A 23,321-nucleotide genomic window follows, 5' to 3' on the forward strand; every position below is an offset into this window, starting at 1 on the left:
GTCCCGGAGCTCGCCGCCCTGTTCGCGCCGCCGCCCGCGCCGGAGCCTCCGCCCCCGCCTCCTCCCGTGCCGGAGCCGGCGCCCGCGCCGCGCGCGGCCCGTCCCGCGCGCCGGGAGCCGGAGCCGCAGCCGCAGGCCTTCCTCCCGGAGCCCGAGCCCCAGTATCAGCCGGAGCCGGAGCCCGAGCAGCCGCAGCAGCGCGCGTGGGTGCCGGAGGAGGACCCGGACACGACGTACTTCGGTGATCCGAACGCGCAGCAGGAGCAGGAGGAGACCCAGCCCCAGCCGCGCCGGGGCGCCGCCGCGCCCGCGAGCAACGCGGCTCCGCTCAACGAGCTGTTCTCCGACCTGGACCTCCCGGAGAAGGGCGAGGAGGGCGAGGGCTCCGACGAAGACCCGATGGCCGCGCTGGGCGGCGGCGACGAGAAGGAGAGCAAGCCCCGCGAGGACACGCGCCACTTCGCCAAGAAGGCGGGCGTCACGCGCCGCAACTCCCCGGCGAAGTACGTCGTCTTCGCGCTGCTGATGATCGCCCTGCCGGTGGCGGTGCTGTACGTGCTGTCGGACGCGCTGGAGATCATGCCCCTGCGCGTGGACACGGTGGACCCGGCCGGCAATCCGGTGCAGCGCTCCGTCTTCTCCGGTGAGGGCGTGGGCGCGCTGCGCGACAAGCTGCTGGGCAACGCGCCCCCCGCGCCCGTGAAGCCTCCGCCCGCGCCGGCCCCCAAGCCGGCCGCGACGCCGGAGCCCAAGGCCGAGCCCGCCGCGCCCGCCGCGGGCAACGAGGGCGCCGCCGCGCCCCCTCCGTCCGCCGCGCAGATGGAGAAGGTCTACGCCGACGGCGAGAAGAAGGACGTCGCCCCGGAGGTCCGCGCCGACGAGCCGGTGGCGGCTCCGGACGCCGAGGAGGTGGGTGGTCCCTCCGACGATGAGGTGGAGCGCGTGGTCGATCAGACGCAGCAGTCGTTCCGCGACTGCGTCGACCAGGAGCTCAAGCGCAACCCCGGCTTCCGCGGCGGCAAGGTGACGCTCACCGCGACGGTGGGGGCCTCCGGCAAGGTGAAGGCCGCGACCTTCAGCCGCAAGGAGCTCAACAACGGCGGCTCCAGCGTGGGCACCTGCATCCGGGACCGCGCCAAGGCCATGGTCTTCTCCAAGTTCTCCGGAGACGACGTGGACCTGGAGATTCCGCTCGTGCTCTCCGGGCGGTAGTCGGGCGCCGCCTGGCCGGGACGACTTCCCTCCCTCAGAGGTCGAAGTCTCCCGGCGGCGGCGTCTTGCCGCGCAGGGCCCGCTGGCGCGCCTCCTCCACCTCGGCGCGCAGGGCCTCGGTGGCCTCGCGGTCCACCTCCTGCGCTTCCCAGTCCAGCACGTCTCCCTCGCGCACGCCCTCGGGCAGCGACGCCAGGGGGCGTGTCACCTCGCGGCCGTCCACGACGAGCACGGCGAGGTCATCCTCGATGCGGTCCACGGTGGCGCGGACTCCAGGGGTACGGGTCTTCATTGGATGCAGTCGTGGGGGATGTGGTTGTCCTTCTCGGCTTCCTCGCGCGTCTTGTAGACGACGAGGTTCCTGGCGGCGATGGCGTGGGCGGCCCGGCAGTCGGGGGTGTGGTACAGCTCGCGGATCCGGCTGGCGTGGAAGGGGCCCTTGGACTTCTTCCCGTTCGACTTCGGGGCCTCGGCGCTCTTCGCGGCCGGAGGGGGCTCCGGCGGCGCCTGCTCGACGGGCGGCGCGGGCTGCTTCGCGGCCAGGGGCTTGCCGGCCCACACGTTCGGCTCCGGCGTGGGCCCCTGTCCCTTCAGCGTGTAGCGCGTGTCGGAGGGGGTGCCCAGGGGGAGCGTCTGCGGCGTGACGGTGAGCGCCTTGCCGTCGCTGACGAGCTGGACCTCGCCGTCCACGTCGGTGCGGAAGGCCTGGACGCCCGCCGCCTTCAGGCGCTCCAGCGTGGCGGGGGCGGGGGCCTTGAACTCGTTGCCGGCGCCCACGGAGATGACCGCGGCGCGAGCGCCCACGCGGGAGAGGAACGGCGCGGTGGTGGCGCGGGCCAGGCCGTGGGCGCCCACCTTCAGCAGGGTGGACTGCACGGTGACGTCGCGCGCCAGCAGGTACTCCTCCGTCTCCGCCAGCGCGTCGCCCATGAACAGCACGGACGTCTCCCCATAGGACAGCCGCAGGATGATGGAGTTGACCTCCAGCGAGGCGTCCGTGGACTCCAGGAGGGCGTCGGAGGGCGCGCGCGGCCACAGCACCGTCAGGAACACGCCCTGGCCCAGGGCGATGCGCTGGGGCGCGTTGGGGGTGCCCGTGGGCGGGGCGGGGGAGATGACCTGCACGCCGCGCTGGCTCACGGTGGTGAGCAGGGCGTCGTAGGCGTCCGGCGCCTTGGGGAGCTGCGGCTCCATGAGCTGGCGCGCGCCCACCCGCTTCAGCACGGGCTCCAGCGCGCCGTGGTGGTCGTTGTGCGGGTGCGTGAGGATGACCAGGTCGAGCGGCTTGGAGAGCAGCTCCGGCAGGCGGTTCACCAGGTGGTTGGCGGCGGTGGCCGGGCCGGTGTCCACGAGCACCGTGTGCCCCTCGGGAGACACGATGAGGGCGGCGTCGCCCTGGCCCACGTCGAAGAAGTAGACGTGCAGCTTCCCGTCCGGCGGCGCGCCGAAGTAGCGCCGCGCCTCGGCGCGGGCGGGCGGGGGCGGGTCCTTGCAGGCGGACAGGAACAGCAGGGTTCCGAGGAGAGCGAGATGACGCGGACTCATGGGTGACAATCCTCGGCGGGGCGGCGCTCGCGGAGGGCGGCGTCCCGGTTCGTGTAGAAGGTGCGCTCCGACTTCGAGCGCTTCAGCGTCGAACAGCTCTCCTTGTGGAAGACCTTGCTGTTCTTCAGGCTGATATATCGCTCGTTCGTCGCGGGGGTTGCGGACGCCCCCTCTTTCGTCGCGCCGGACGCGCCGCGCTCGATGACGACCGCTTCACGCTTCGGTTCGCTGGCCTTGCGCCCGGGCTCCTGGCCTCGGGGCGTGGCCTCCACGGGGCCGAGCGCGATGGGACCGGGCGTCAACTCCCCGGGGACCACCAGCAGGGGGCCCGTGCCGCCGTGGGCGCGCAGCGCGATGGTGCGCCCGTCGCTGGAGGCCACCACCTCGCCGTCCTGGTCCGTGCGGAACACCCGGGCGCCCACGCCCGCCAGCCGCTCCAGCGTCTCCGGGGAGGGATGTCCGTAGTCGTTCCGCGCGCCGCAGGAGATGACCGCCGCCTGGGGCTTGACCGCCTGGAGGAACGGCGCGGTCGACGAGTGGCGCCCGCCGTGGTGGGCCACCTTCAGCACGGTGGCCGTGAGGTCCAGCGGCTTCTGGAGCAGCGTGGCCTCCGTGTCGGGTTCGGCGTCGCCCACCAGGAGGAAGGCCGTGCGCCCGTACGTCAGCTTGGCCACGATGGAGTTGGAGTTCGCGTCCGACCGCGTCCCGGCGAGGAACGGCTCCTGGGGCACGCGCGGCCAGAGCACGGTGAGCGACACGCCCTCGCCCAGGCCGATGGTGAGCAGCGTGTGCGGGGCGGCCGGGTTGGGCGTGGGCGTCATCACCTGGCCCACGGACTCGCCCACGAACTGGAGCAGGTCCCGGTACGCCTCGCTGGGGTGGTTGAAGCCCGGGTCCATGAAGCGCCTGGCGCCCACCGCGCGCAGCGCCGGGATGAAGCCGCCCAGGTGGTCCAGGTGCGGATGCGTGAGGATGGCCAGGTCCAGCGGGCCGGAGACGAGCTCCTTCAGCCGCGCCGCCAGCTTCTCGCGGGACTCCGGGGGGCCGCCGTCGATGAGCACCGTCTTGCCCGTGGGCGAGACGACGAGGGCGGCGTCGCCCTGGCCCACGTCGAAGAAGTACACCGTGAGGGGCTTGCCGGGACCGGCGGTGGGCAGGGCTTCCGCGGCGAGGCTCGGAAGCGAGGTCAGCAGCAGGGCGAGGACGCAGGACAACCGGGCGAAGGACATCACGGGGCGGAACTCTACCGCCTGGCTCCCACTCTCGGTACCTCGTGTGTGAGTGGCATGCGGCGGATCGTCCGAGCGCTTCCCGAGGGGGGCGAAGTGCGTTAAGGGACCGCTATGTCCGACTCCAGGGACCTCTCCGAGTTCGTCGAGGAAATCACAGCGCGGGTCCGCCGCCACATGAGTGAGTGGAAGGCGGCCTCCGAGGCGTCCGCCGCGCAGGCGGACGTGGCTCCCGGGAGCGCGCCGTGGCCGTCCACCGGAAGGGTCGCGCCGGAGTCGCTGCGCTCCGCCGCGGACGTGGCGCCGTACATCGACCACACGCTGCTCAAGCCCGAGGCGCGCACCGAGGACGTGGTGAAGCTCTCCGAGGAGGCGCGCCAGTACGGCTTCGCCACCGTGTGCGTGAACAGCTCGCACGTGGCCGCCGCCGCGAAGGTGCTGGCGGGCTCCAGGACGGTGCCCATCGCCGTGGTGGGGTTCCCGCTGGGCGTGGGGCTGCCGTCGTCGAAGGCGTTCGAGGCGCGCGAGGCCATCCGCGCCGGGGCGCGTGAAATCGACATGGTCGTCCACGTGGGCGCGCTCAAGGCCCGCGAGCTGGCGCGCGTCCACCAGGACATCGTCGCCGTGGTGGAGGCCAGCCGCCCCTGGCCGGTGAAGGTCATCCTGGAGACGTCGCTCCTGACGGACGAGGAGAAGGTCATCGCCTGCGTGCTGTCCAAGGCGGCGGGCGCCGCGTTCGTGAAGACGTCCACGGGCTTCGGCTCCGGCGGCGCGACGGTGGAGGACGTGGCGCTGATGCGCCTCACGGTGGGCGAGGACGTGGGCGTGAAGGCCTCCGGCGGCATCCGCTCCGCCGACGACGCGATGAAGATGCTGCGCGCGGGCGCCAACCGCCTGGGCGCGTCCGCGTCCGTCGCCATCGTCAACGGGCAGGTCTCCAGCGCGAAGTACTGACACGGCGGTGCCGACGTGAACGCGAAACAGCGCGAGGAATTCAAGAAGCTGCTCTTGGCCCTCCACGCGGAGCTGACGGAGAAGACGCCGGCGAGGATCGAACCGAACCGCACGGACGACGCGCGCATCGGCGGCGACGAGGACGAGCAGCCCCTCAACGAGATGATGCAGGCCATCGCCTCCAACCGGAACCGGAACATGGACGGCGTGCTGGCGCGGGTCATCAAGGCGCTGGGCAAGCTGCGCGACGACCCGGACGGCTTCGGCGAGTGCGAGGAGTGCGGCGACGAGGTCCCGCTCGGCCGGCTGCGCGCCATGCCGTACGCGGAGCTGTGCGTGACGTGCCAGGGGGGCAAGGACAACCCCAAGGGTCGCCACACGCGCCGCAAGCTCACCGACTACACCTGAACAACGCGGCGCTCGAGCCACGCGGCCCGCGCGCCCTCACCCTTGGACGAGGCAGCGAGGCCCTCATGAACGACACCGGACTGAGAGAGCGGGCGGAGGCGTGGCGCCAGGCGGACCCGGACCCCACCACCCGGGCGGAGCTGGCCGACGTGCTCGCCAAGGGCGACCCCGCCAGTCTCGCGGACCTCGCGGACCGCTTCGCGGGGGACCTCGAGTTCGGCACCGCGGGGCTGCGTGGCGTGCTCGGCGCGGGCCCCAACCGGATGAACCGCGCCGTGGTGCGCCGCACCACCGCGGGGCTGGCGCGCTACCTCAAGCAGCACGTGCCCGACGCCGCCACGCGGGGCGTGGTCGTGGGCCGGGACGCGCGCCGGCTGAGCGCGGAGCTGGCCGAGGACACCGCCGCCGTCCTCGCCGCCGAGGGCATCCCCGCGCACGTCTTCCCCACGCCCGTGCCCACGCCGCTCACCGCGTACGCGTGCCTCCAGTTGAACGCCGCCGCCGCCATCATGGTGACGGCCAGCCACAATCCACCCGAGTACAACGGTTACAAGGTGTACTGGGGCAACGGCGCCCAAATCATCCCCCCGCACGACACCGGCATCGCCGCCGCCATCGCGCAGGTGGAGCCGGCCAACCGCGTGCCGTTGCTCACCGTGGAGGCGGCGCGCGCGAAGGGGCTGTGGCGCGACGTCCCGGACGCGATGGGGGACGCCTACGTGCGCGCCATCCTCGGGCTGCGCGTGTACAAGAAGGGCTCGGACACGCTGTCGCTCGTCTACACGGCGATGCACGGGGTGGGCGGCGTGTGGGCGGAGCGTGCCCTGCGCGAGGCGGGCTTCCCCCGCTTCACCCCGGTGGCGGAGCAGCAGGAGCCGGACGGCCGCTTCCCCACCGTGCGCTTCCCCAACCCGGAGGAGCCGGGCGCGATGGACCTGTCGACCGCCACCGCCGAGCGCGTGAAGGCGGACGTGGTGCTGGCCAACGACCCGGACGCGGACCGGCTCGCCGTCATGGCGCGCGACGCGGACGGGACGCTGCGCATGCTCACCGGCAACGAGGTGGGGGTGCTCCTGGGCCACTTCCTGCTCACGCAGGGGACGAAGCACGCGCGCCCGCACGTCGTCACCACCATCGTCTCCTCGACGCAGCTGGGCGCCATCGCCCGGGCGCTCGGCGCCGCGTACGACGAGGTGCTCACGGGCTTCAAGTGGATCGCCAACCGGGCCCTGGAGCGCGAGCGCGCGGAGGGCACCCAGTTCGTCTTCGGCTACGAGGAAGCGCTCGGCTACACCGCCGGCACCGTGACGCGGGACAAGGACGGCGTGGGCGCGGCGGTCGTCATGGCGGACCTGGCCGCGTGGTGCGAGTCGCGGGGCACGACGGTGCTGGGCTACCTGGAGGAGATCCAGCGCCAGCACGGCCTCTATGTCGGCGCCCAGCGCAACGTCACGCTCCCCGGCGCCGCGGGCGCGCAGCTCATCCGCGGCATCATGGAGGCCTTCCGCGCCTCTCCGCCCTCGCACGTCGGCGGGGAGCCGGTGCGCGCGGTGCTCGACTACAAGCGCGGCGTCAACGGACTGCCTCCCTCCAACGTGGTCGCGCTGGAGATGGAGGGTGGGGGGCGCGTCACGCTCCGGCCCTCCGGCACCGAGCCGAAGATCAAATACTACTTCGAGCACAAGGAGACGCCCGCCGCCGGCGAGCCGCTGGCCCAGGCCCGCGTGCGCGCGGAGGCGCGGTTGGGGGCCTTCATCGAGGCCTTCCTCGCGCTCGCGCGTGAGCGCGGCCAGCCGTAGGCGAGCCCCCGGCCCCTGTTTCGTCCACCCCCTGGTCGCGCGCGCCTCGCGCGTGCGCGGCCCCTTCTCGAAAGGTCCGCGTGTGAAGCGCCTCATCCCTGGATTCCTCCTCGCCTGTCTCCTGACTCTTCCGGGCGCCGCCCTGGCGCGCGGGCAGGGCTGGTCCGTCCTCGCGGCGGACACCCTGGGACGCAACAACACCGCCTTCTCCGGGCAGATCGGCTGGCCGGGCCTGACGCTCGGCGTGCTGCATGGCACGTCGGAGCGCTTCGACATCGGCGGCAAGTTCAACTTCAACTGGGGGCGCGAGGGCTGGGTGCGCGACACCACCGCCGGCATCAAGCTGCAGGCGTGGATGCGCTACATGCTGGCGAAGTCGGGCAACGTGTCCTTCGCCGTCACCTTCCAGCCCGGTCCGCTGTTCTACTTCCACCACGGTGAGACGGACGTGGGCCTGGCGCTGCCGGTGGCGTTCGTCGTGGGCATCCCCGCCAGCAGCGCGATGATGGTGAACGTGGGCCTGGACATCCCGTTCCACGTCTACTTCGGCGAGAGCATCGGCCCCGTCATCCCCGTCCTCGTGGGCGGCGGCCTGGAGTACTTCATCGACAGCCGGCTGGCGGCCACCTTCAACCTGCGCATGGGGCCCGCGCTCATCCCCGACTTCGACGACAGCGAGTTCACCCTGGAGGCGCTCTTCGGCGTCGCGTACCGGTTCTGAGCGCGGGAGGCGCGCGCGGGGCTACGCCGTGGCCCTGCGCAGCGTCAGCTCCTCCCGGAAGGCGAGGATGACGTCCTGCTCGGAGGGCAGCTCGCCGGAGCGGCGCTCCATCAGCCCCGCGAGCACGGCGACGTAGGTCTCCCCGAACAGCGTGGTGAGCGCGGTGGCGGTGGACGCGGCGATGAGCGCCCCCGCCACCGAGCCCGCGCCGGGGAGGGCCTTGAGCAGCCCGGACACGATGGCCTGGCCGGTGAACGTGGCCCCCAGGCCCGTGACGATGGAGCTCACCAGGGTGGAGAGGAAGGCCTCCGTGAGGGGCAGTCCGAACACGCTGCTAATCCCCGCCAGCATTCCGACCTGCGTGGGGACGAGCAGGGCGGCGTCGGCGAAAGGGATGGGCGTGGCTCCGATGATGGCCGCCGTCGCGGCGGCGCTCGCGACGATGCCGTGGGCCCGCCGTCGCTTCTGGTCGATGCTCACCCGCTGGGCGGCGGCGAAGGCGTTGCGCTGGGCCTCGGGCACCAGCTCCATGGTGAGCTCCACCAGCTCGACGAGCCCGCGAGCGTGGAGGGTGTGGCCCTCGTCGTCCGTCTCCTGGAGGGCGCGCACGCGCATGACGTTGCGGGCCATGGGCAGCAGTCGCTCCACCTCCGCCCGGAACCCCTGGTCGTTGCGGGCCTTGGTGACCACGGCGACGACGGGCATGTGGCGCGCCAGCATCCGAGCGACCTCCAGGTCGCCGTCCTCGACGCGCCGGGAATCCTCGCCGATGCACAGCCAGGCGCAGTGCAGGTGCCGCGTCGCGTCCAGGTCCCGCGCGCGCGCGGCCACCAGGTCCTCCAGGTGCGTCAACGTCTCCTGGAAGGCGCCCAGCTCCATGCCTCGCGTGTCGAGGATGCTCACCGGGATGCCGTCCTTGGTGTACTCGCGCGTCTCCCGCGTCACCGGGCGGCCCTGCCCTGTGTCGGCGATGCGCCCGTGGAAGACCGCGTTGACGAGCGTGCTCTTGCCCACGCCGCTGCGGCCCGCGATGACGATGTTGACCCGACCGCGCTTGCGGAAGGCCTCTTCGACCTGCTTGCGAATCTCTTCTGCCAGATGGAGGTCCATGACGCCTCGTCGTCCTCCCGGGGGAGAGGACCTTCGCCCCGATACGTGGGGCATGCTCCTCTTCGAAGCGTAGCGGAAGGGCGCCTCCGGGCCACGTGACAGGGGCAAGACAGCGCCTCGTCCTCCCGGTCGCCGGGGGCGGCCCGGTGGGCGGTGGGTCGCTCCGTCGCCTGCCCTCGCGCTCCACGGACTCCAGGCGGGGCGGCGCTCCCACGCGCACCGTGCGAGGCCCCGCGCTCCGCGTGCCGTGTCCACTGCTCTCCAGGAAGGCCGTGCAGCGGGCCGCCTTGCTCGCCGGGAGGCACGCCGCCACGTTGGGCTCCTCGGGGGCGGCGGATGGTGGTGATCCTCATTGATGGGCAGGCGTCGCCCGCGAAGGTGGTGCGGCACGCGGTGGCGTCGCGACGCCTGCGGCTCGCGGTGCCTGGGCTGTTGGGCAACCGCTACATGGGACGGCGCCTGGAGCGCACGCTCCACGCCTGGCCCGGCGTGGAGGAGGTGAAGGCGGAGCCGCGCAGCGGGCGCCTGCTGCTGCGCTATGGCCCCGAGGCCCCGCTGCTCGAGCGTCTGGAGGAAGAGGGCGAAGACGTCTCCTCGGAGGCGCCTGCCGCGCACGAGCCGCCGCCGCGGCGGCCCCAGGCCCCCGCCCAGCCCCCTCCGGACGAGGAGCCCTGGCACGCGCGCACGGTGGACGAGGTGCTGCGCCGGTGCCGCACGGACCGGCAGGGCCTGTCCCGCGCGGAGGCGGCGGCGCGGCTCAAGCGCCACGGCGCCAACGTCGTCAACGGCTGCCCGCCGCGCTCGCGGTGGTCGCTGCTGCGCGCGCAGGTGGCCACCGTGCCCATGGGGTTGTTGATGGGCTCGGCCGCGGCCTCCGCGCTGGCGGGGGACGTGCTGGAGTCCACCGCCATCCTCGCGGTGGTGGGGCTCAACGCGGGCATCGGCTATCGCATCGAGCGGCGCAACGAGGCGCTGCTGGCGTCCTGGCAGCGGCTGGAGGCGGGACAGGCCCAGGTGCTGCGCGACGGCGTCCTCCAGGACGTGCCGGCCTCGGACCTGGTCGTGGGCGACGTGCTGCTGGTTCGCGCGGGGGACGTGCTGCCCGCGGACGCGCGGGTGCTGGAGTCCCACCGGCTCAGCGTGGACGAGGCCCCCCTCACCGGGGAGAGCGAGCCCCAGCCCAAGGGGGCCGACCCCGTGGCGGAGGACGCGCCGCTGGCCGAGCGCCACGCCATGCTGTACGCCGGCACCGCGGTGTCGTCCGGCCACGGCCGCGCGGTCATCGTGGCCACGGGCTCGGCCATGGCCCTGGCGCGGGTGCGCAAGCTGGTGGAGGAGACCGTCGCGCCTCCCACGCCCATGTCGCGGAAGCTGGACCGGCTGGACCGGCGCGTGGCGCTGTTCTCCGTGGGCGCCACGGTGTTGTCCGGCGCGGTGGGGCTGGCGCACGGCCGGCCGCTGGCGCAGGTGCTGCGCGGCGCGGTGGCGCTGGGCGTGGCGGCCCTGCCGGAGGGCCTGCCCATCGTCGCGACCGCGGCCCTGGTCCGCTCGATGCAACGGCTCCACGCGCGCGGCATGGTGGTGCGCCGGGTGGCCTCGGCGGAGGCGCTGGGAGGCGTCACCGTCATCTGCGCGGACAAGACGGGCACCCTCACGCGCAACGAGATGCGGCTGGAGGTCCTGGACGTCGGGCAGGGGGCGGTGGACCTCGCGTCGCTGCGCGCGCGGCCGGACGCCGTGCTGGAGGATGCGCCGTCGCTGGCGCTCGCGGCGGCGCTGCTCAACAGCGACGTGGACGTGCACCGCAACGGGCACGAGGTCATCATCGCCGGCAGCGCCACCGAGCGCGCCCTGGTGACGGCCGCCCATGACGCGGGGCTCGACGGCGCGCAGCTCCGCCGCGCCTATCCCCGGCGACGGTTGATGGAGCGCTCCGAGGGCATCCACTACGTGGTGAGCCTCCACGAAGCCCCCGAAGGAGGGGTGGCCTTCGTCAAGGGCGCGCCGGAGCAGATCATCCGCCTGTGCTCGCGCGACGCGAACGGTCCCCTGGACGCGCGGTCGCGTGAGCGGCTGCTGAAGCGCAACCAGGCCCTGGCCGAGGACGGCCTGCGGGTGCTGGCGCTGGGCTGGCGCCGGGTGGACCTGTCACGCGACGAGGCCCGGGACGCGGACTACACCTTCATCGGCTTCATGGGGTTGCGGGACCCGCTGCGCGAGGGCGCCGCGGACACCTTGCGGCAGGCGCGCGTGGCCGGCATCCGCACCATCATCCTCACCGGCGACCAGAAGCACACGGCCGAGGCCGTCGCCCGGCAGGTGGGCCTGCGGGGCGAGACGCTGGTCGCGAAGGAGGTCACGGCCCGGCTGTCCTCTCCAGGAGGCGCGGAGGGGGACTGGCTGGAGCGCGTGTCGGTGCTCGCGCGGGTGACTCCCGAGGACAAGATGGCGCTGGTGCGGGCCCTGCGCGCGCGCGGCGAAATCGTGGCCATGGCGGGAGACGGCATCAACGACGCGCCCGCGTTGAAGGCCGCGGACGTGGGCGTGGCGGTGGGCGCGCGCTCCAGCGACATGGCCCGGCAGATGGCGGACGTCGTCATGGCCGGGGAGGACCTGCGGGGCATCATCCACGCGGTGGGAGAGGGGCGCATCGTCCAGGACAACCTGCGCCGCTCCATCCGCTTCCTCTTCGCCACCAACCTGTCGGAGATGGCGCTGGTGGTGGGCGCCTCCCTGTTGAACGCGCGCGAGCCGCTCCTGCCGCTCCAGTTGCTGTGGCTCAACCTGTTGACGGACACGCTCCCCGGGCTCGCGTTGGCGTTGGAGCCGGGGGACGCGGACATCCTGGACCGCCCCCCGGCGCCTCCGGACGCGCCGCTCCTTCCGGGGGACATGGCGCGGCAGGTGGTGCGCGACGCGCTGCTGATGGCGGGCCTGGGCGCCGCGGGCATGGTGCTGGGGGGGCCGCCCCTGGCGTTCGGCATGCTCACCGCCGCGCAGCTCGGCTACGCGCCGGTGTGTCGGGCGCCGCGTCACATCCACGGCGGCGGCTACCAGGGCTCCGGACGCTTCACCGTGCTGGTGGGGGGCGCGGTGGCGATGCAGGGGCTGGCGCTCGTCGTGCCGCCGTTGCGCGCCGTGCTGGGCCTGCCCGCGCCGACCTGGAGGGCCTTCGCGGGCCTGGCGACGGGGCTCGTCCTGCCCATGACGGTCTCCGGGTTGTACCGCCAGGGGCGCCGCGTCCTGCGCCGCGCCGCGCCGCGCGCTTCCGTCCTCGTTCCCGCTGATCTGGAGATGTCCCCATGAAGTTCCATCTGCCGTCGTTCCTGTTGGGCTACACCGCTGGCGCGGGGTCGGTGCTGTTGAGCCGGCACGTGCGCCCGTTGCTCGTGGAGCTGGCCACCTCCGCCTACCGGTTCGGGGACATGGTGATGGCCCGGACGGCCATCAAGCAGGAGGACCTGGAGGACCTGCTCGCCGAGGCCAAGGCCCGGGCCCGACGCGCCACCGCCAACGGCCATGCGAATGGCCACGCCAGGGCTTGAGGAGGGCGTCATGGCGCGCTTCATCTACGTGGTCCACGTCCTGCCGGGCCGCCTGCGCCTGCGCCTGCCTTGGCTGCGCGAGCACGGCGCGGTCGCCAACGCGCTCGCGGAGGGGCTCCTGGCCCTCGAGGGCATGGAGGAGGTGGAGGTGCGGCCCTTCACCGGGAGCGTCCTGTGTCAGCATGACCCGGACGTGCTCGAGACGGACGTCGTGGTGGCGGCGGTGAAGGGGTTCACCGGAATCGACCTGGTCGTGCGTCCGGGCGAGGAGCCGCCCGAAGAGGAGACGCTGCTGGAGGCCCTGGTGGTGGGCAGCGACATGGCCCGCGCCGTGAGTCGCTTCGCCAAGGGCATCGACCTGGAGGTGCTCCGCGCCACCCAGGGCAAGGTGGGCCTGGGGGTGCTCACGTCGCTGTCGTTCGTCGCGGCCGGCGCCACCAAGATCATCGCCACCCGGCGCATCCCCACGCCGGACTGGTTCAGCCTGGCGTGGTGGGCCTTCGCCACCTTCAACGGTTCGGAGCGCGCGGCCATCAACAACACGGATGCGCCCGTGCGCGGCGGTGCGCCGGAGTCGTCGCCGGTGGGGACGCGAGACGAGGACGGCGTGCATCCGTAGCGGCGCCCAGGCGTCATGGAGGGCTCGCCGCGTGGCCTTGGGAGGCGGTGGCGCGCCCCCGTCGCGCGGGGGCGGCCCGGCTCGCTACCAGGACGACGTCTGCTCCGGCAGCTCCACCGTGAAGGTGCTGCCCAGGTTGACGCGGCTCTGCACCGTGAGCTTGCCGCCCATGGACTCGACCAGCGCGCGCGCCACGGTGAGGCCCAGGCCCGCGGCCTTCTCCGGCGACTTCGTCGTGTAGTAGGGCTCGAAGACGGCCTGCAGCTCGTCCTCGAAGATGCCGATGCCGGTGTCCTTGACGAACATGCGCGGGCCGAAGTCGCCGAACAGGTCCGGCAGCTCCAGGCCCACGTGCACGCGGCGCGGCCGGTCCTTCACGTCCTCCACCGCGTCGGACGCGTTCACCAGCAGCTCCACCAGCACCTGCTCGAGCTGCCGGCGGTTGAAGACGACCGCGAAGGGGTCCTCCGGCAGGAGCACCGTCACCTCCACGGTGCTGTTCAACCGGCCGTTGGCGCGCAGCCGCTCCACCACCACCGGCACCAGCTCCCGCAGGTCGAAGCGCTGGATGTCCTTGGGGTTGGTGGGGCCGAGCGACAACAGGTGCTGGCCGTACAGCCGCATCTGCTCACCGGCGACGCCCAGCTTCTTGAGCTCCTCCACGTCCGGGAGCAGGCCCTGCATCGCGCGGCTGCGCACGTGGCCCAGCGCCCGCTGGAACCCCTCGCCGATGTGGCCCATGTTCTGCGCGACGTCCGCCGCCAGCGTGCCCACGCGCGCCAGCCGCTCCATCTCCACCCAGCGGGTGCGTGGATCCTGCAGCGCTTCGGCGCGCTGGCCGCCGCGCTCGCGGTGCGCCTTGAGCTCCAGCAGGGTGTGCACGCGGACCTTCAGCTCCAGCGGGTCCAGCGGCTCGGTGGTCAGGATGTCGTCCACCCCGGCCTCCAGGACCTGCTGCCGCGCCTGGCGGTCCGAGCTCCGGGTGAGCATGAGCACCGGCACCGACGGCGCCCCCAGCTCCGCCTGGAGCCGGCGATACGCCGCCAGGCCATCCGTCCCCGGTCGCTCGACATCGAGCAACACCAGGTCCGCCGTCTGGCGTGAGGCCGCGTTCGTGTCTCCCGCGGGGAGCACGTCGTACCCGGCTGGCGCCAGGATGGAGCACAGCCGCTCCATGCCCGCTGACTCCACGTCGACCGCCAACACCCGCGGACGGTACGTCTCGGTCGTTCCCGTCGTCTCCAGCATCACCCACCCCCACCGTGTTGACCGGGCGGACCGGGCCCGGGTTTCACAAGGAGTCCCTACGAAGGACGCGTCGGAATGGATGAAGCCTTCCCCCTAAGGCCGGCTCCACTTCGGCACGGCTCGTCGCGGGTGCTACATGCGAGCCTCGTGCCGCGCGTGAGCACGACGCCCTGTGTCTCAATCCCGGAGAAACCCGAGGAACGCCCAAGTAACGGCAGGGGGTTGGCGCACCGGGTTCCTCCAGTCACCGAAGAGAAGGGCGTTCGCCAGCCAACACCCAGGTGTCACTTCCGACCAGGAATCATAATAGACCCGGGTGTCGAATGACTCAATCCGGTGAGGGCGATCAGCGCGACTCCTGCTCGTAGGGCACGCCGAGTGCGGCTGGGGCGCGGCTGCGCTGTCCCTGGAGCGTGAGGACGAGCAGGGTGAGGACGTAGGGCAGGGCGAGCAAGACGCCCTGCGGTACGAGCTCCAGGAGGCCCGGGGCGCTGGAGGCGAGGCCGATGCGCAGGGCGTTGCCGAAGGCGAAGAACGCGGCGGCGAGGAAGGCGCCCAGGGGCGTCCACCGGCCGAACACCATGGCGGCCAGGGCCATGAAGCCCAGGCCCGCGGGCGTGTGTTGCTCGAAGCGGTCCAGCACGGTGGTGGACAGCACCGCGCCGCCGAGCCCCGCGAGCAGCCCTCCGCCGACGACGGCGCCCCAGCGCAGCGCCGGCACGGACAGGCCGAGCGTGGCCACGGCGTGTGGCTTGTCGCCCACGGCGCGCAGCCGCAGGCCCAGGGGCGTGCGTGTCAGGAGCGCCTGGAGGAGGAAGGGCAGCGCCAGCGCGAGGTAGGTGGGCGCGGCGTGGCCGGAGAGCGCGCCCAGCAGGGGCACCGAGGACAGCGCGGGCCAGTCCCACGCGGTGAGCTGCTGGATGGGCGGGGTGCCGTTGGGGCCGTAGTGCGTCTCCAGCAGGAAGGTGCCGCCGGCGAGCGCCACGAGGTTGAGCGCGATGCCGGACACCACCTGGTCGGAGCGCCAGCGGATGCACAGGTAGGCGTGCACGGCCGCGAGCGCGGCGCCGGCGAGCATGCCGCCGACCACGGCCAGGGGCGTGGGCACGGTGAGCGCGGCCACGGCGGCGCAGAAGGCGCCCACGCGCATCATCCCCTCGATGCCCACGGCCACCACGCCCGCGCGCTCGGAGAGCACCGCGCCCAGGGCGGCGAAGACGAGCGCCGGGGCGGCGTCCAGCGTGGCGAACAGCAGCCGGGTGACGATTTCAAGCATGGGGCGCCTCCGGGGTGGGGGCGGTGGGCGCGGAGAGGACGGGCGCGGGCGCGCGGCGGCGGCGCAGCACGGAAAGCCAGATGAGGCGCCCGGCGACGAAGAGCAGGGCGAGCCCCTGGATGAGCTCGGGGAAGCTCTTGTGCACGTCGAGCAGTTGCATGCGCGTGCCGCCCGCGCGGATGGCGCCGAAGAAGAGCGCGGCCAGCGCCACGCCCAGCGGGTGGTTGTTCCCGATGAGGGAGATGGCGATGCCGTCGAAGCCGTAGGGGGCGCCGAGCGTGCCCGGATAGCGACCCTCCGTGCCCAGCACGAGCACCGCGCCCGCGCTGCCCGCGAGCGCGCCCGCCAGCGCCATGGCGAGCCCCGCGCGCCGCGCCACGGGGATGCCCGCGGCGCGCGCCGCCTCGTCGCCCAGGCCCACCGCGCGCGTCTCGAAGCCCGTGCGCGTGCGCTCCAGCCACAGCCACACCGCCACCGCCGCGAGCATGGCCAGCGGGAAGCCCAGGTTGAGGCGCGACACGTCGCCCAGGAGCCGGGGCAGCGCGGCGCTCGCGTGGATTTCGGCCGTGCCGGTGATGGACGCGCCCGCCTGGGCCACGCCGCGCAGCGGGCCCACCACGAGCCAGTTGTCCACCAGCCGCAGCGCCACCCAGTTGAGCATGATGGTGGAGATGACCTCGTGTACGCCCCGGTACAGCCGGAGCGCGGCGGCGATGCCCGCCCACGCGGCCCCGGCCAGCGCCGCGCCCAGGAGCGCCGCCGGGATGTGCAGCAGCGCGGGCAGCTCGACGTGGGAGCCCACCACCGCGGCCGCGAGCGCGCCGAGCAGCATCTGCCCCTGCGCGCCGATGTTGAAGAGGCCGACCTTGAAGGCCACCGCCACGGACAGGCCCGTGAGCGTGAGCAGCGCGGCCTTCATCGCCGCCTCGCCGATGGGGCGCGTGAGCACCGCCACGGGGCTGCCTCCCAGGAAGGTCGGCCAGTCGCCGATGCCGCCCCAGAGCATCTGGAGGTACGCGGCCGTCGCGGTGGTGAACCCGTCCGCATCGCGCGTGAGGGCGATGAGCAGCCAGCACACGACGAGCGACAGCAACACCGACAGCACCGATGGCAGGGCCTGCCTCGCGCGCTCACCCATGGGCCCGCTCCGCTCCCAACATGCGCCGTCCCAGCTCCCGTTCGTCGTAGTCCGGCCGGGTGAACTCGCCCGTCACGCGGCCCTCGAACAGGACGTAGACGCGGTCCGCCAGGGCCAGCACCTCCTCCAGGTCGAGCGACACCAGCACCACGCCCGTGCCCTGGCGGCGCGCCTCGCGCAGCCGCGCGTGCACCTGGGCCACCGCGCCGATGTCCAGGCCGCGCGTGGGCTGCACCACCACCAGCAGCCGTGGCTTCGCGTCCAGCTCGCGCGCCACCACCACCTTCTGCTGGTTGCCGCCGGACAGGGCCTGCAGCACCAGCGTGGGCTCGGGCGGGCGCACGTCGTACGCGGCCAGCAGCTCGCGGGTGCGCTCGCGGCGTCCGGCGAAGTCGATCCACGGCCCCTTGGCGAAGGGCGGCTTCGTGTGCCGGCCCAGCGCCACGTTCTCCTCGACGCTCAGCGCCTTCACCACCGCGCGGCGCAGCCGGTCCTCGGGCACGTGCCCCACGCCGCGCTCGCGCGCCACGGCCGGGGTGAGGCGCGCGAGCGGTCCGCCCAGCAGCGTGCCTCCGCCCGACGTCAGCCTCCGCAGCCCGGTGAGCACCTCGGCCAGCTCGCGCTGCCCGTTGCCGTCCACCCCCGCGATGCCGACGACCTCTCCCGCGCGCACCGTGAGGTCCACGCCGCGCAGCGCGGGGCAGTGGTTGTCCCCCAGGGCGTGCAGCGCCTTCGCCTCGACGAGCACCTCGCCCGGCGCCTGCGCGACGGGGGCGGGCTCGTCGGTGGCGGCGCGCGGCGCGTCACCCACCATGAGGGCGGCGAGCTGGTCCGCGGTCGTGTCGGCCGCGCGCACCTCCGTCACCAGTCGGCCCCGGCGCATGACGGCGATGCGGTCCGCCACGCCGAGCACCTCCTTCAGCTTGTGGCTGATGAGGACGACGGTGCGCCCGGCGCGGACCAGGTCCTTCATCACGCGCGCCAGCTCGTCGGCCTCCTGGGGCGTGAGCACCGCGGTGGGCTCGTCGAGGACGAGCACGCGCGCGCCCCGGTGCAGCGCCTTGACGATCTCGACCTTCTGCTGCGAGCCCACGGTGAGGGCGTCCACCCGGGCCCTGGGGTCGAGCGTGAAGCCGAAGCGGGCGCAGGTGTCGGCCACCTCGCGCACGGCGCGCTCCATGTCCAGCCGTCCCCAGCGCGTGGGCTCGCGGCCGAGCACCACGTTCTCCGCCACCGTGAGCGTGGGCACGAGCATGAAGTGCTGGTGCACCATGCCGATGCCCCGGTCGATGGCGTCGCGGGGGCTCCTGAAGCGCTCGGGCCTGCCCTCGACGGACACCTCGCCCGAGTCCGGGTGGTACAGCCCGTAGAGCACGTTCATCAGGCTGGACTTGCCCGCGCCGTTCTCGCCGACCACCGCGAGCAGCTCGCCCGCGTGGATGTCGAGGGACACGTCGTCCAGCGCCGTGACGGCGCCGAACCGCTTCTGGATGTGCTTGAGGGAGATCAGGGCGCGGGGGCCTGGAAGGAGGCGAGGTCCGCCGGGACGGAGGGCACCTTGATTTCGCCGGCGACGACGCGCTGGCGCAGCGCCTCCACCTTCTGGAGCGCCTCCGCCTTGCCCGGGAAGTCCACGCGCACCTCGGCCATGCCCACGCCGTGCTCCTTGAGTCCGAGGAGCTGATCCTCCGCCGCGAACTTGCCGTCCACCAGGTCCCGCGCGGCCTGGTACACGGCCAGGTCGCTGTGCTTCAGCATCGAGGTGAGGATGGCGTCCGGCGCCACGTGCGACTGGTCCGAGTCCACGCCGATGGCGTAGACGCTCTTGCCCGCCGCGCGCGCCTCCTTCACCGCCTGGATGACGCCGATGCCGTCCGCGCCCGCCGCGTGGAAGATGACGTCCGCGCCCTTGGCGATGAGGTCCTGGGCCACCTGCTTGCCCGCGGCCATGTCGTTGAAGCTGCCGGTGTAGACGGACATGAGCGTCTGGGCGGCCTCCGGCTTCGTCGTCTTCACGCCGGCGCGGTAGCCCACCTCGAAGCGCTGGATGAGGGGCACCTCGATGCCGCCCACGAAGCCCACCTTGCCCGTCTTCGTCACCAGGCCCGCCAGCGCGCCCACGAGGAAGCTGCCCTCGTGCTCCTTGAAGAGGACGGTGCGCACGTTGGGCAGCTTCAGCGCCTTGCCCTGGGCGTCCAGCACCTGGCTGTCGATGAGCAGGAAGCGCGACTGCGGGTTCTCCTGGGCCGCCGTCCGCACCGCGTTGGCCAGCATGTAGCCGTTGCCGATGGTGAGCTGGGCGCCCCGGTCCACGAGGAGCTGGAGGTTGGGGATGTAGTCCTCCTGGGCCTTGCTCTGGAGGACGACGGGCTGCACGGGCAGGGCCTGGAGCGAGGTGGCGAGGGTCGTCAGGTGGGCGGGCAGGGACTTGCGCACCTCGTCCGGGGCGGCGTCCACGTACTTGCCTCCCTCGTAACGCTTGCCGGCGGCCCACAGCTCCAGGCCCCGCAGGGCGGCGTCGTTGAACGAGTGATCTCCCCGGCCGCCCACGTCGATGACGAGCCCCACCGGGACGGCCTTCTTCGCCGGCTGCTGGGCCGTGGAGGGAGCCTGGGAGCCCTGGGTGGGCGTCTCTTCCTGCTTCTTGCTACAGGCGCACAGGAGCGCGGTGAGGGCGAGGACCTGGAGGCGGAGCATCATGGCCGGCCTATCTAGCAGATGCGGCGGCCTTTCGCGGAAGTGCATGGGGGGCCGGGTTCCTGGTATGGCAGGTCCGTGCAACCCTACGAGCTCATCAAGACCAAGCGGGATGGCGGCCGGCTCGCCCCGGCGGACATCCTCGCGTTCATCCAGGCATATACGGCGGGAACGGTGGCCGACTACCAGATGTCGGCCATGTGCATGGCCATCTTCTTCCAGGGGCTGGACTCCCGGGAGCTGGGGGCCTGGGCGCGGGCCATGTTGGAGTCCGGCGAGGTGCTGGACCTGTCCGACACCCCGGGGGTGAAGGTGGACAAACACTCGACCGGAGGGGTGGGGGACAAGGTGTCCCTCAGCCTGGCTCCGCTGGCCGCCGCGTGCGGGGTGCCGGTGCCCATGATCTCCGGCCGCGGCCTGGGCCACACGGGTGGGACGCTCGACAAGCTGGAGTCGATCCCCGGCTTCAACGTCAACCTGTCGACGACCGAGTATCGCCAACTGGTGCGTGAGGTGGGCTGCTGCCTGATTGGCCAGACGGCGCAGGTGGCCCCCGCGGACAAGAAGCTCTACGCGCTGCGCGATGTCACGGCGACGGTGGACTGCATCCCGCTCATCGCCTCGTCCATCATGAGCAAGAAGCTGGCGGAGGGCATCGACGCGCTGGTGCTGGACGTGAAGGTGGGCAGTGGCGCCTTCATGAAGCGCGACGAGGACGCCCGCACGTTGGCGAAGACGATGATCGGCCTGGGCGCGGAGATGGGGCGCAAGGTGGTGGCCCTGTTGACGGACATGGACCAGCCGCTCGGCCGCAAGGTGGGCAACTCGCTGGAGGTGATGGAGGCGGTGGACATGCTCCGGGGCGAGGCGCCGGAGGACTACACCGAGATCACCTACGCGCTGACGGCGGAGATGCTCGTGTTGGGCAAGAAGGCCGCCACGGTGGACGAGGCGCGCGACAAGCTGCGCCGCGTGGTCGAGGACGGCAGCGCCATCCGCAAGCTCAAGGAGATCGTCCAGGTGCAGGGCGGCGATCCGCGCTCCATCGACGACTACTCGCTCCTGCCCCAGGCGCGCTCCACCGTGGACGTGGTGGCGCCCCGGGATGGATACGTGACGGGCATCGACACCGAGGGCGTGGGCCTCGCGGGCGTGGCGCTCGGCGCCGGGCGTCAGCGGGTGGACAGCAAGATCGACCCGGCCGTGGGCTTCACCCTCTTGAAGAAGACGGGCGAGGCCGTGAAGGAGGGCGAGCCCGTGGTGCGCGTCCACTTCAACGACGAGGGCCCGGTGGAGAACGTGAAGGCGCGCCTCCTGGCCGCGTACCGCTTCGGCGACGCGGCTCCCGCGCCCCGCCCGCTGGTTCGCGAGCGGGTGGAGTAGGGCGGCGCCCACGGGTCCCCGGCGGCGGAGGTCGAGGTCGCCTCCGCCGCGTGCTCGGGAGGGTAACCCTCGTCCCGGAGACTTCGTGGTCAGCGGGTGGCCGTGGCGTGGAGGGGCCCGCGGGGGTCAGGCGCCCTGGCCGCCATCCACGGTGAGCACGGTGCCCGTGACGTAGGACGCACCGGGGCTGGCGAGGAACACGACGCTCGCGGCGACCTCCTCCGGGCGGCCGAAGCGTCCCACGGGGATGGTGGCGTTGATGGCGGGCTTGAGTGGCTCGAGCCCCGCGGACAGGTCCGTGTCCGTGAACCCGGGCTGCACCACGTTGACGGTGATGCCTTTGGGCCCGAGGTCTCTCGCCGCGCCCTTGCTGAACCCGACGACGGCGGCCTTCGTCGCCGTGTAGTCCGCCATCCCGGGCATCCCCACGCGGTCAGCAACGCTGGAGCCCACCGTGATGATGCGGCCTCCGTGGCCCATCACCTTCACCGCCTCGCGAATGGCGGTGATGACGCCCGTGACGTTGACGTCGCTCTGCCGGTCGAACGTCGTTACGTCGCTCCCGGTCCCATCCACCGCGCCGCCCACCGCCATGCCCGCGTTGTTGACGAGGATGTCCAGCCGCCCGAAGTGCCGCGCCACCGCGTGCACCAACTGTGTCACCTCCGCCGCCACACCCTGGTCGGCCTGGAATGCCGCCGCACGGACCCCCTGGGCCTTCAGCTCCTCCACCAACACCCGCGCCTTCTCCTCCGACGCCACGTAGCTGATGGCCACGTCCGCGCCTTCCTCCGCGAGCGCCCGCGCCGTCGCCGCGCCAATCCCCCGCGACCCACCCGTCACCAGCGCCACCTTGCCTGCCAGCTTCTTCGCCATGTTCGTTCCCTCGTGGATGTGTGTCGTTCGGTACATAATTGGGCGCGGACGCACCCCTCCCGCCGCGCTTCGTCGCGGGGAGCGGCCGTGGATTGTGTACCGATGAGTACGGATTTACGGCCGTGGCCGCCGTGAAGCAAGGCAATTAGTATCGAACGGTATGAAACCCAGGACGGAAGCCGCCCCGGTGGGGCGCCCCCGAGCCTTCGACGTGGACGAGGCGTTGGACCGTGCGCTGCGCCTGTTCTGGCGCCAGGGCTATGAGGGCACGTCGTTGTCGGACCTGACGGAGGAGCTGGGCATCAACCGGCCGAGCCTCTACGCGGCCTTCGGCAACAAGGAGGAGCTGTTCCGCAAGGCGCTGGAGCGTTACGTGGAGCACCACCTCATCCTCTACCGGGAGGCGTTCGCGAAGCCGACGGCGCGCGAGGCGATGGAGCATCTGGTGCTCGGGTTGGCGGATGCGCAGACGCTGCCGCGAGGGCCTCGGGGCTGCATCACCGTCCAAGGCGCGCTGGTGAGCGGAGAGGCGGCCGCGCCCATCCAGAAGGAGCTGGCCGCGCGTCGTCTGGCGGGAGAGAAGGCGATCCGCGAGCGACTGGAGCAGGGCCAGCGCGACGGCGACGTACCCCCGCACGTCGACTGCGCGGACCTCGCCCGCTACATCAACACCGTCACCCAGGGCATGGCCGTCCAGGCCGCCACCGGCACGAGCCGCGAGGACCTGCGGCGCGTGGCCCGCATGTCCCTGGCCGCGTGGCCGACGTAGTGCGCGCGAGGTGGCCTTCGTCTATCGGCGAGGCCGTTCTCAGGCGTCGCCGTGCACCTCTTGCTGCTTCTGGGTGAGCCGTCGTTGGAGGTGTGTCACGACGCGGACGCACAGCACCGTGCTCATGAGGAGCATCGCGGTGTACGTGATGCGGAGCGCCTTGATTCCGAACTCCGAGAGGTCGTCGCGGCCGATGACCCAGACGTTCCCGATTCCGAGCGCGAGGGTGAGCAGCGTGGCGCACCACCATGCGCGTATCTGCCGGGGCCGGTGGACATCTCCCCCCAGGTCGCGCCAGACATCCCTGAACCACTGATAGGGCGTGAAGAGGCTCGGGCCCGGGATGAACCAGGACAGGATGGCCCAGAGCGGGGAGCGCGGGTTGCCCCCGAGCATCGTCGTGGCCCGTGTCACCCGGAATTGCCACGTCAGGAACCCGACGATGCTGCACGTGAGCGTCACGGTGCCGGTCAGCCTCACGACGAGGAGGCAGGTTCCGTAGACTTCGAAGGCCTCGGGCTTCGAGTACCCGAGTGCTCGGAGGGTGCTGTAGACCCAGACGTACACGACGAGATAGGCGAGCTCGACGACCATGCGGAGGCTGATGCTCCAGGTCGTGACGAGCGCCCATGGACGGGTCGGAGGCAGGGGTTGTCGCCGACATCGCGCGAGGCAGGTCGTGCATGCCTGGGCGCCGCGTCCTTCACACTGCTCGCAGACGAAGCTCCCACAGCGGGGACATGTTCCCACCGCGGCCTGGTCTGGATGCCAGGCACAGGTGGCATCGATGGC

21 protein-coding genes are annotated in these 23,321 nt (G+C 72.6%); 10 read left to right on the forward strand and 11 right to left on the reverse strand.

All coding sequences use genetic code 11. The annotated features are described in order from the left end of the window. A partial coding sequence (locus LZ198_RS30585) for an AgmX/PglI C-terminal domain-containing protein (protein ID WP_253975644.1) occupies positions 1-1,212 on the forward strand: 1,212 nt, incomplete at its 5' end. A gap of 34 nt (positions 1,213-1,246) precedes the next feature. Here LZ198_RS30585 and LZ198_RS30590 read toward each other — a convergent pair. From LZ198_RS30590 to LZ198_RS30600, 3 genes are read right to left on the reverse strand one after another with little or no spacing between them, the layout of a single operon-like run. Beyond that, a complete protein-coding gene (locus LZ198_RS30590; RefSeq protein WP_253975645.1) occupies positions 1,247-1,504 on the reverse strand; it encodes a DUF3006 domain-containing protein in 258 nt (85 codons plus the stop codon). Next, on the reverse strand, positions 1,501-2,757 hold the full coding sequence (locus LZ198_RS30595; protein WP_253975646.1) for a ComEC/Rec2 family competence protein: 1,257 nt from the start codon (positions 2,755-2,757) through the stop codon (positions 1,501-1,503). Before LZ198_RS30595 ends, LZ198_RS30590 begins: the two co-directional genes overlap by 4 nt. Then, positions 2,754-3,986, reverse strand: coding sequence for a ComEC/Rec2 family competence protein (locus tag LZ198_RS30600; protein ID WP_253975749.1), 1,233 nt, complete (start codon positions 3,984-3,986; stop codon positions 2,754-2,756). Before LZ198_RS30600 ends, LZ198_RS30595 begins: the two co-directional genes overlap by 4 nt. A gap of 114 nt (positions 3,987-4,100) precedes the next feature. Between LZ198_RS30600 and deoC the strand changes: the two genes are divergently transcribed. The 4 genes from deoC to LZ198_RS30620 all read left to right on the forward strand — a co-directional run bounded on the left by deoC (position 4,101) and on the right by LZ198_RS30620 (position 7,868). Next, positions 4,101-4,940 carry a deoxyribose-phosphate aldolase gene (gene deoC / locus LZ198_RS30605; protein WP_253975647.1) on the forward strand — a complete coding sequence of 280 codons (840 nt, stop codon included), beginning with the start codon at positions 4,101-4,103 and terminating at the stop codon, positions 4,938-4,940. 15 nt (positions 4,941-4,955) lie between these two features. After that, positions 4,956-5,348: a TraR/DksA family transcriptional regulator gene (locus LZ198_RS30610; protein ID WP_253975648.1), complete on the forward strand. Its 393-nt coding sequence runs from the start codon at positions 4,956-4,958 to the stop codon at positions 5,346-5,348. A gap of 65 nt (positions 5,349-5,413) precedes the next feature. After that, positions 5,414-7,147 (forward strand): phospho-sugar mutase, encoded by a 1,734-nt coding sequence (locus tag LZ198_RS30615; protein WP_253975649.1) that lies wholly within the window; start codon positions 5,414-5,416, stop codon positions 7,145-7,147. A gap of 82 nt (positions 7,148-7,229) precedes the next feature. Beyond that, positions 7,230-7,868 carry a hypothetical protein gene (locus tag LZ198_RS30620; protein ID WP_253975650.1) on the forward strand — a complete coding sequence of 213 codons (639 nt, stop codon included), beginning with the start codon at positions 7,230-7,232 and terminating at the stop codon, positions 7,866-7,868. A gap of 21 nt (positions 7,869-7,889) precedes the next feature. Here the strand turns inward: LZ198_RS30620 and LZ198_RS30625 are convergent, their stop codons facing one another. Further along, complete coding sequence (locus LZ198_RS30625) at positions 7,890-8,978, reverse strand: YcjF family protein (protein WP_253975651.1); 1,089 nt, start codon at positions 8,976-8,978, stop codon at positions 7,890-7,892. A 336-nt stretch (positions 8,979-9,314) separates the two neighbouring features. Between LZ198_RS30625 and LZ198_RS30630 the strand changes: the two genes are divergently transcribed. From LZ198_RS30630 to LZ198_RS30640, 3 genes are read left to right on the forward strand one after another with little or no spacing between them, the layout of a single operon-like run. After that, on the forward strand, positions 9,315-12,284 hold the full coding sequence (locus LZ198_RS30630) for a cation-translocating P-type ATPase (protein WP_253975652.1): 2,970 nt from the start codon (positions 9,315-9,317) through the stop codon (positions 12,282-12,284). Beyond that, positions 12,281-12,523, forward strand: a complete 243-nt coding sequence (locus tag LZ198_RS30635; RefSeq protein WP_253975653.1) for a hypothetical protein — start codon at positions 12,281-12,283, stop codon at positions 12,521-12,523. The genes LZ198_RS30630 and LZ198_RS30635 overlap by 4 nt, the downstream gene beginning before the upstream one ends. A 10-nt stretch (positions 12,524-12,533) precedes the next feature. After that, the gene (locus tag LZ198_RS30640) at positions 12,534-13,142 is read left to right on the forward strand and encodes an HMA2 domain-containing protein (RefSeq protein ID WP_253975654.1); all 609 of its coding nucleotides are present in this window, start codon (positions 12,534-12,536) and stop codon (positions 13,140-13,142) included. Positions 13,143-13,226: 84 nt separating this feature from the next. Here the strand turns inward: LZ198_RS30640 and LZ198_RS30645 are convergent, their stop codons facing one another. The 5 genes from LZ198_RS30645 to LZ198_RS30665 all read right to left on the reverse strand — a co-directional run bounded on the left by LZ198_RS30645 (position 13,227) and on the right by LZ198_RS30665 (position 19,504). Next, a complete protein-coding gene (locus tag LZ198_RS30645) occupies positions 13,227-14,390 on the reverse strand; it encodes a sensor histidine kinase (RefSeq protein WP_253975655.1) in 1,164 nt (387 codons plus the stop codon). Positions 14,391-14,736: 346 nt separating this feature from the next. Next, entirely contained in the window at positions 14,737-15,666 is a 930-nt protein-coding gene (locus LZ198_RS30650; protein ID WP_253975656.1) for an ABC transporter permease, read from the reverse strand. Further along, complete coding sequence (locus LZ198_RS30655) at positions 15,659-16,804, reverse strand: ABC transporter permease (protein WP_253975657.1); 1,146 nt, start codon at positions 16,802-16,804, stop codon at positions 15,659-15,661. Before LZ198_RS30655 ends, LZ198_RS30650 begins: the two co-directional genes overlap by 8 nt. After that, a complete protein-coding gene (locus tag LZ198_RS30660) occupies positions 16,797-18,257 on the reverse strand; it encodes an ABC transporter ATP-binding protein (RefSeq protein ID WP_253975658.1) in 1,461 nt (486 codons plus the stop codon). Before LZ198_RS30660 ends, LZ198_RS30655 begins: the two co-directional genes overlap by 8 nt. A gap of 53 nt (positions 18,258-18,310) precedes the next feature. Beyond that, positions 18,311-19,504, reverse strand: a complete 1,194-nt coding sequence (locus tag LZ198_RS30665; protein ID WP_253975659.1) for a BMP family lipoprotein — start codon at positions 19,502-19,504, stop codon at positions 18,311-18,313. Positions 19,505-19,579: 75 nt separating this feature from the next. On the opposite strand from LZ198_RS30665, the gene LZ198_RS30670 reads away from it, so the two are divergent. Next, the gene (locus tag LZ198_RS30670) at positions 19,580-20,884 is read left to right on the forward strand and encodes a thymidine phosphorylase (RefSeq protein WP_253975660.1); all 1,305 of its coding nucleotides are present in this window, start codon (positions 19,580-19,582) and stop codon (positions 20,882-20,884) included. A gap of 126 nt (positions 20,885-21,010) precedes the next feature. On the opposite strand, the gene LZ198_RS30675 is transcribed toward LZ198_RS30670, so the two are convergent. After that, the gene (locus tag LZ198_RS30675; RefSeq protein WP_253975661.1) at positions 21,011-21,760 is read right to left on the reverse strand and encodes an SDR family NAD(P)-dependent oxidoreductase; all 750 of its coding nucleotides are present in this window, start codon (positions 21,758-21,760) and stop codon (positions 21,011-21,013) included. A 160-nt stretch (positions 21,761-21,920) separates the two neighbouring features. Between LZ198_RS30675 and LZ198_RS30680 the strand changes: the two genes are divergently transcribed. After that, positions 21,921-22,529, forward strand: a complete 609-nt coding sequence (locus LZ198_RS30680) for a TetR/AcrR family transcriptional regulator (RefSeq protein WP_253975662.1) — start codon at positions 21,921-21,923, stop codon at positions 22,527-22,529. Between the two features lie 39 nt (positions 22,530-22,568). Here LZ198_RS30680 and LZ198_RS30685 read toward each other — a convergent pair whose 3' ends face one another. Then, positions 22,569-23,123, reverse strand: coding sequence for a DUF4328 domain-containing protein (locus LZ198_RS30685; protein WP_253975663.1), 555 nt, complete (start codon positions 23,121-23,123; stop codon positions 22,569-22,571). Positions 23,124-23,321 lie beyond the last annotated feature (198 nt).

Origin of the sequence: Myxococcus dinghuensis, assembly GCF_024198235.1 — a bacterium.
In the GTDB taxonomy this organism is placed as follows: domain Bacteria; phylum Myxococcota; class Myxococcia; order Myxococcales; family Myxococcaceae; genus Myxococcus; species Myxococcus dinghuensis.